The sequence below is a fragment of the Prevotella sp. oral taxon 317 str. F0108 genome, assembly GCF_000162415.1.
GTDB classification, from domain to species: Bacteria; Bacteroidota; Bacteroidia; order Bacteroidales; family Bacteroidaceae; genus Prevotella; species Prevotella conceptionensis.
Genome location: NZ_GG740074.1, coordinates 295,088 through 301,817 on the forward strand (window position 1 = coordinate 295,088; position 6,730 = coordinate 301,817).

Genomic DNA, 6,730 nt, shown 5'->3' on the forward strand with positions numbered 1-6,730 from the left:
GCGTAGAATATGAAGAAGATTTGCTTATTTGCCTTGGCGGCAATATTGTCGTTGGGCTTCAATTCTTGCTCGGAAGACAATCCATCGAGCGACAGCATCTTTGGGGGAAAAACCGTACATCGCGACAATTTCGACAAGTGGTTGCTCGCTAACTATACCTATCCCTACAACATCGACGTGAAATACAAGATGGAGGACATATATAGCGACATGAAATATCATCTCGTTCCGGCCGATTCGGCCAAGTCGGCCAAGCTGGCCATCATCGCCAAATACCTCTGGTTCGATGCCTATGCAGAGTGTGTGGGGCCAAACTTCGTCAAGGCCAACGTACCCCGAATTATCCACCTGATTGGCTCGCCCGCATACAACAGCGGACAAGGCACGATGATTCTCGGCACGGCCGAAGGCGGATTGGTGATAACACTCTACATGGTGAACAACCTAACCGACAAGATGCTCACCGATTATGCCACCGTCAACGAGTACTACTTCCACACCATGCACCACGAGTTTACGCACATCTTGAACCAGAAGATACCCTACGATGAGAATTTCCAACACATATCCGAGGGAAATTACGTAAGCGGCGACTGGTATCTCATACGCAAAGCGGCAGCAAACAAAAAGGGTTTCGTAACGCCTTACGCCATGAGCGAACCCATAGAAGACTTTGCAGAGATGCTTTCCGTATATGTTACCACTTCGCCGGCCGACTGGGAAAAGATGATGAACACGGCAGGAACTACCGGTGCGCCATACATACAAGCCAAACTAGACTTGATTAGGGCGTACATGAGAGACTCGTGGAAACTGGACATCGACCAATTGCGCAGCATTGTGCTTCGCAGAGCATCGGAGATTGGCCACCTGGACTTGAACCAACTAAACTAAAAAAAGGAACGTAGCTTATGAAAAAGATATTGATTTGCATGCAGGCACTTGTGGCAACAATGCTGCTCGCCGCGTGTCTGCACGACGATAACGAGGTGTTTGACGAGCCTGCCGCACAAAGGCTCGACAAAGCCGTGGAGAATTACAAGCAAGTGTTGGAGTCGGCACCCAACGGATGGAAGCTCAACCTTTGGACCGAGCCGCGCTACTCTGGCGGCGGATACACATATCTGATGAAGTTCAAGGACGGAAAAGTAACCGTGGCGAGCGAACTGACCGACGCAGACAAGGTAGCCACGTCGAGTTACGACATCAAGAAAGACATGGGGCCAGTGCTCACCGTCAACACGTACAACGAGATTTTCCACAGCCTGGCTAACCCCTCACTAAGAGACGACGACGGAAAGGGACAAGACTACGAGTTTATCATTCAGCGCGTAACCAACGACTCCATCTTCATCGAGGGCAAGAAGTTCCACAACAAGATGGTGATGACGCGCCTGAACGACAACGTAAACTGGAAGGACCACATCGGGAAAATGAAAGATGTGGCCGACAATGTGAAGTTTAACTATAAGTACATTGCAGGCAACGACACCACCAAGCTGTACCTCTCCTCGGCTAGACGTGCCAGGTTCACTTTCAAAGACAGCGTGGTTTACGTACCCTTCTGCTACACCGAGAACGGCATCGAACTGCAAGCCCCAGTAACGGTTGGCGGAAAGCAGGTGCAACACTTCGCTTACGACATCGACAAACTCACCTTCACGGGCAGCGACACAGGCACTGGTGACATGGTGTTTACCACCGACTATATGCGATATGCCGACTATGCGGGCACGTATAACTTTGAATACAAGAATGCATCGATAAAGGTGAAGATGGTTCCCGCAGGCGACGAAAAGACCTATTGGCTAGAAGGTTTGTCGCCCGACTTCAAGCTCACGTTCGTCTACGACAAGAAAACAGGAACGCTAACATGGAGTCCGGAAAAGATATACACCGACCCAAACAAGCACGAACACTGGATGTGCTCGTGGGATGCCGGAGATACGGGCCAGATATTCAGGTACGCATTTCTGGGCTTTGTAGTAAACAAAGACTTCAACAAGCCAGGCGTCTTCCTCACCTTCACATCCACTCTTGCGGGCTACCTCGACCTCGACTCGATGATTATCATCGAATATAACGGTTCGAAGAAAGTGGGAGAGTCGACCACCGTACTGGTAAACGGCAGTGCCCAGATATTAATGATTAAGGGTATGACCAAGATTAATAACGACTAAGGACAAATGAAAATGAAGAAAGTTAAATTCACCACGATAATTGCCTGTGCCCTTCTCTGCCTATTGGCAGCCTGTGGCAACGACGACATAACCAACGAGGTAAGTCAGCACACGCTGAAAGTGGTGTCGGCAAACACATCTTTCGACGCGTTGGGCGGCACAGACAGCATCTTTGTGAACGTAGATGCCACGAAAGCCTATGCGCAAGCACCCTGGGCTAAGGCAGAAACAAAGGGGAAACTTGTAACCGTGACGGCCGATGTGAACAAAGAAATGCAATCGAGACACACAACGGTGGTCATTAAATCGGCCGACGGCGACTCAACCATCGTTGCCATCGACCAGCAAGGCCCCGTTACGCAAATCGACTTGCCCGAACAGCTAGTCTTGGGCGACAAAGCCGACACCCTTACATATAAGGTTAAAAGCACGTTCGGCATCAACATCAAATCGCTAGACAGCTGGTTAACCACAACTTACGAGAAGGGCGAGGTGACCATCATCACCACCGAGAACAACGAAGGACACGTGCGCACGGGCCAATTTGTAGTTGAAACCACGATGGGTAAAGACACCATCAGCGTTATGCAAATAGACCTGGATCGCGACGTGCTAGGCGAGTATTATCTGCAACTTACCGAAACAGACGAGAATCGCAAGCCCGTTAAACGCGTTTACGCGGTGAAATTGCACAAGGAAGACAAGAAACTGATGCTCACCTTCACGGCCAATCCCTTTGCATTTCCCGTTACTTTCTCGGGCAAGGAGGGCACGCTGTCTATTGCTGGCGGACAATTTGCAGGTATGTTCGAAAACGATTATGTTGCCACGATTGTAGGTCCGATGGACGGGCAATTGTCTGTAAGCCCCAACGTCACCATTTCTGGCCAGTTCGGTTATAGTGCAGAGCTACCCGCCAAAGTCAGTTCGTTGGAGGGAACATTCTTACATTTCGGTACGGAGCCCGCCTTCGTATTAGGCAGATTCTCGTCAAAGGTTTTTGAAAACAAAACTTACAAGAGCTACCTGCTTTACGGAAACGACGCTTTCCTGTTTAAACGCAAATAGTAAGCCGCGGCACACAACGCCACTTGTTGTGGCGAAACGCCGCCTAGCAACGTTTCTTTAAGCCGCCCGAAAAAACTTTTTTAAATTTCTTTAACCTATGCAAAGAGGGTCGATATGGCGTTATCGGCCCTCTTTATTTGGGCATTACAACAAGGGTTAAAGGAAAACTTAAAAGTGTACTGAAATTAGCAACAAGCGTAAAACGTAATGAAGTAATCACGACATTTATAGTCAAACAGAATTGCTCTTGGAAAATTGTTGTTAGAAGAAGGCAACACGTACGTAGCATGGTGCTGATAAACCCTTCCGCAGAAAAAAAAAGGGAGGACGAAGTATATAAGGCAGTCTTTTTGTATTACAAATCATGCAAAAGCTATTCTAAAGGTTTATTCAACCCTTCATCAACAGCACCTTTGATTTTATCAAGCAATTCTCTAAATTTTTGTTGTTCGAAATCCTCTATATTTCCCCAGTTACATTCTATTTCATTCTTTTCAATAAGTTGTTTTAACATTTCAATATAGTCATAATCTATAACAGTAGTACCTTTCTGTATTTGGACAGTAATATTTCCAATTTCGTCCTTTTTAAAAAACAATTTCATATGCTCTACTTTGTAAATTTCTTTAAGTTATATTTTTTTACTCGTTTCTTTATTGATGGTTTTCCACCATCCGTTATTGAAGCAATTAAATCAAGAACTGATTTTTCTCCGATTTCCCCTTCAAGCGGTGATGAACGAATTACTATCACTCCATTTTTATTTTCACAATAAATAATTTGTTGGGCATCTCCCATCATAGGAATTGTTGCATTATGAGAAACAAGAATTATCTGTTTCGTGTTTTTTACCTTCTTAATAGCATTCACTAAACCATCATTAATATATTTAGTTGCAAGATTATCTTCTGGCTGATCAATAATAATGGGAGCTATATCTTTATCATATCCAAGAATAAGATCTAATAGTACTGAAGTTTTCCATCCCGCACTAAGACGACTGAAATCTTTTCCCTCTTCAGTTATAATACTATAAACGGTCTTGTTCATATTCTCAAAATCTTTATATACTCTATTTATGAAGTCTTGATAGTCTGCTACTTTCGGTTTTTGCCCACTAAAATTCTTTTGGTATAATTTCTCTGGTGAAATATTATTAAAAGTATCAATTTTACAAGTTGTTTTCAATTTATTATTAAAGACATCAAGAACAATATTCTTGTTAATTTTATATTGATTTTTTATAAATAGAGAATGTCCCGAGGATTTTATTTCTCTTGTTTCAAACTCAACTTGATAGGACGCTATTGCATGTAAGTATTTCTTGAATTTTCTATTTAAATAAATATAATCACTTATTTGCTTTATCAATTCATTGAATTGCTGTGTTTTAGTTTGATCTTCCAGGCTTTCTGCTCGAAGAATACTTGCATATGTGCTATTGGCATTGTCAATAGTTGTAAAAACACCATTTTCAACTTCACTATATTTATACACAGTCTGTAATACTTTGATCAATTCATCTATAGTTGTATTATAATTAGCCACAAAAGGATTATTCCGTAAAAGCGTTTTTATTTCTAATAATGTGGATATATGACTAGTTTTCTTACTATTCTCATAGGAAATAGAATTACGTTCATTTGATTGGGGTAGCAGGATGGAAATAATGTTTTGTCTAGTGGGCTTTAAAACAAGTAATCTGCCTACTTGTGGAGTCGCTCTCATCTTATGTTCTATAGATTCAATATCTTCTACCGTGCGGATTAGTTCTGTTAAGTCTTTTTTTAATGTAGCAAGGCTATTTCCTACTTGGGCTGAAATTTCTCTATTGTCAGGAAACAGGCTTTTAATGATTTCGATATCTTCAATACCTTGCTCAGAATCATTTCCTATAACTTTCATAATATAATTCTGTCCTAAGTAGTGAGGAGTCATCTCCGAAGGATTAACTACATTGACATTTTCAACATCAAAATCTTTATAATCGGAATTTTCAAAAGATTTCTTGGACAGCTTCCTCCATATAGAATCAACCAAAAGTGTTTTACCGCTTGATGAGCCTCCAATAACAACATTGAGTCCTGAACTAAATTGTACATCTATATCAAGAAGCTCATTTTTATATTTAACGCTTTCAATTTTCTCAGACCATGATTCTGGTTTAGTTTGGCTATATATTAAACGAGATTTCTCAGACAAAGATAATCTGAATCCTTCAAAAGTGGGTTGAGAAAACATCCAAGTTGGAATGAAAGGTTCTGCATCCTTGGCTTTAGCATCAGGGTATCTATCTGGATCATAATTGTCTGAACACGTTACAAGATTTACAAAATCACTAATACCAAGTCTTTGAAAGTATTTATCTGTCTCATCTCGTTTAGATTCACTTCTTGCTGTAAAGCCATCGAACTGATTGTAATAAACGCTACGCTCCATCATAGTATCAAACTTTTTTGTTGATGGTATAGCCTTATTAAAAGTCGCATGAGATTGCCCTCCATGAGGAAGTAGAACAAAATCATAGTTGTCAAACTCATTGATAACCTTATCAAGAGTTGGAATAGAAGTATCCTTCTTTTCAACTGTCTTTTGAGGATAAAGTCTTTTTAATATACCATTTATATCGTCTATTGACTGTTCCGTTACCTCATTTTTGAAAAACATATGGCAATGATATGCCTCTGTTTCTGGAACATAATGAATATGTAATTCTACGCCAAGAATTAAGTGTATATCTGTACTACACTCATCAAGTGCAGCAATATATGCTTTCTTATTTATCACATTATGGTCAGTAAACGAAAGCAAAACACTTTGTCCTTGGGCTTTACTTCTTACCTTTCTGAAAAGAGTTTTAACGTCATAATCCACATTAAGATCGTCTGGGTTGGATGATGTATGAATATGAATGTCAATGTAAACAGGTTCCATATGTCAAAATATTATTCTATAAATACCAACTAAGAATTCCAAATCTATAATTAATTATAGTGTAAGAATATTCTCAAAGAAGTATAATACAAAGATAGTATTTTTATGGCACAAACCCTTTATTTTCTGATAAAAAGTATATGAAGTCGTCTTGACTTTTAATATCTCTATAAATTGAGAGGAGTTTATTATCTTTGTGCAGTAAAGCCAAGACAAACACTCCTTTTATATACAAAGTACTGGACAAATTTACAATAAAATTTGAAGACCAATCCCTTTTTCTGGAGTAAAATTCGATTATGTCTTGAAAAGTAAGCTGTTGGAGGGTATTCAGTGCATGCCCTACAAGTTGAAAACAGACTGTCAATGGCACATGTTTCCTATCTCATCCCTCATCACAAGGAGCGCGTTGCAGTGTAAAGCTGCGTATGGGCATTATTGCAAGCAGTAGAGGAACGGCTAGTAAGAAACCTGGGGAACGTAGTATTGTAACAGCTCAATCCTTAAACTAAACATGCCTAATATGGGCTTGGCAAGCAATTAAATTA

The 6,730-nt window shown here is 40.9% G+C and carries 5 protein-coding genes; 3 read left to right on the forward strand and 2 right to left on the reverse strand.

Annotated elements, in window-relative coordinates:
- Positions 1-9 precede the first annotated feature (9 nt).
- Genes HMPREF0670_RS10545 through HMPREF0670_RS10555 form a run of 3 tightly spaced genes read left to right on the forward strand, consistent with a single transcriptional unit; the run spans position 10 to position 3,248 of the window.
- Entirely contained in the window at positions 10-894 is an 885-nt protein-coding gene (locus HMPREF0670_RS10545) for a putative zinc-binding metallopeptidase (protein WP_009231143.1), read from the forward strand.
- 17 nt (positions 895-911) lie between these two features.
- A complete protein-coding gene (locus HMPREF0670_RS10550) occupies positions 912-2,180 on the forward strand; it encodes a DUF4302 domain-containing protein (RefSeq protein ID WP_009231144.1) in 1,269 nt (422 codons plus the stop codon).
- A 6-nt stretch (positions 2,181-2,186) separates the two neighbouring features.
- Positions 2,187-3,248, forward strand: a complete 1,062-nt coding sequence (locus HMPREF0670_RS10555) for a BACON domain-containing protein (protein ID WP_009231145.1) — start codon at positions 2,187-2,189, stop codon at positions 3,246-3,248.
- Positions 3,249-3,621: 373 nt separating this feature from the next.
- On the opposite strand, the gene HMPREF0670_RS10560 is transcribed toward HMPREF0670_RS10555, so the two are convergent.
- Positions 3,622-3,852 carry a hypothetical protein gene (locus HMPREF0670_RS10560; RefSeq protein ID WP_009231146.1) on the reverse strand — a complete coding sequence of 77 codons (231 nt, stop codon included), beginning with the start codon at positions 3,850-3,852 and terminating at the stop codon, positions 3,622-3,624.
- Between the two features lie 5 nt (positions 3,853-3,857).
- Positions 3,858-6,182 (reverse strand): ATPase, encoded by a 2,325-nt coding sequence (locus HMPREF0670_RS10565; RefSeq protein WP_009231147.1) that lies wholly within the window; start codon positions 6,180-6,182, stop codon positions 3,858-3,860.
- Between the last annotated feature and the right edge of the window lie 548 nt (positions 6,183-6,730).

Bases quoted from the DNA above. Each gene is read 5' to 3' on its own strand.
- HMPREF0670_RS10545 (WP_009231143.1), top strand. From the start codon at position 10: ATGAAGAAGATTTGCTTATTTGCCTTGGCGGCAATATTGTCGTTGGGC.
- HMPREF0670_RS10550 (WP_009231144.1), top strand. From the start codon at position 912: ATGAAAAAGATATTGATTTGCATGCAGGCACTTGTGGCAACAATGCTG.
- HMPREF0670_RS10555 (WP_009231145.1), top strand. From the start codon at position 2,187: ATGAAAATGAAGAAAGTTAAATTCACCACGATAATTGCCTGTGCCCTT.
- HMPREF0670_RS10560 (WP_009231146.1), bottom strand. From the start codon at position 3,852: ATGAAATTGTTTTTTAAAAAGGACGAAATTGGAAATATTACTGTCCAA.
- HMPREF0670_RS10565 (WP_009231147.1), bottom strand. From the start codon at position 6,182: ATGGAACCTGTTTACATTGACATTCATATTCATACATCATCCAACCCA.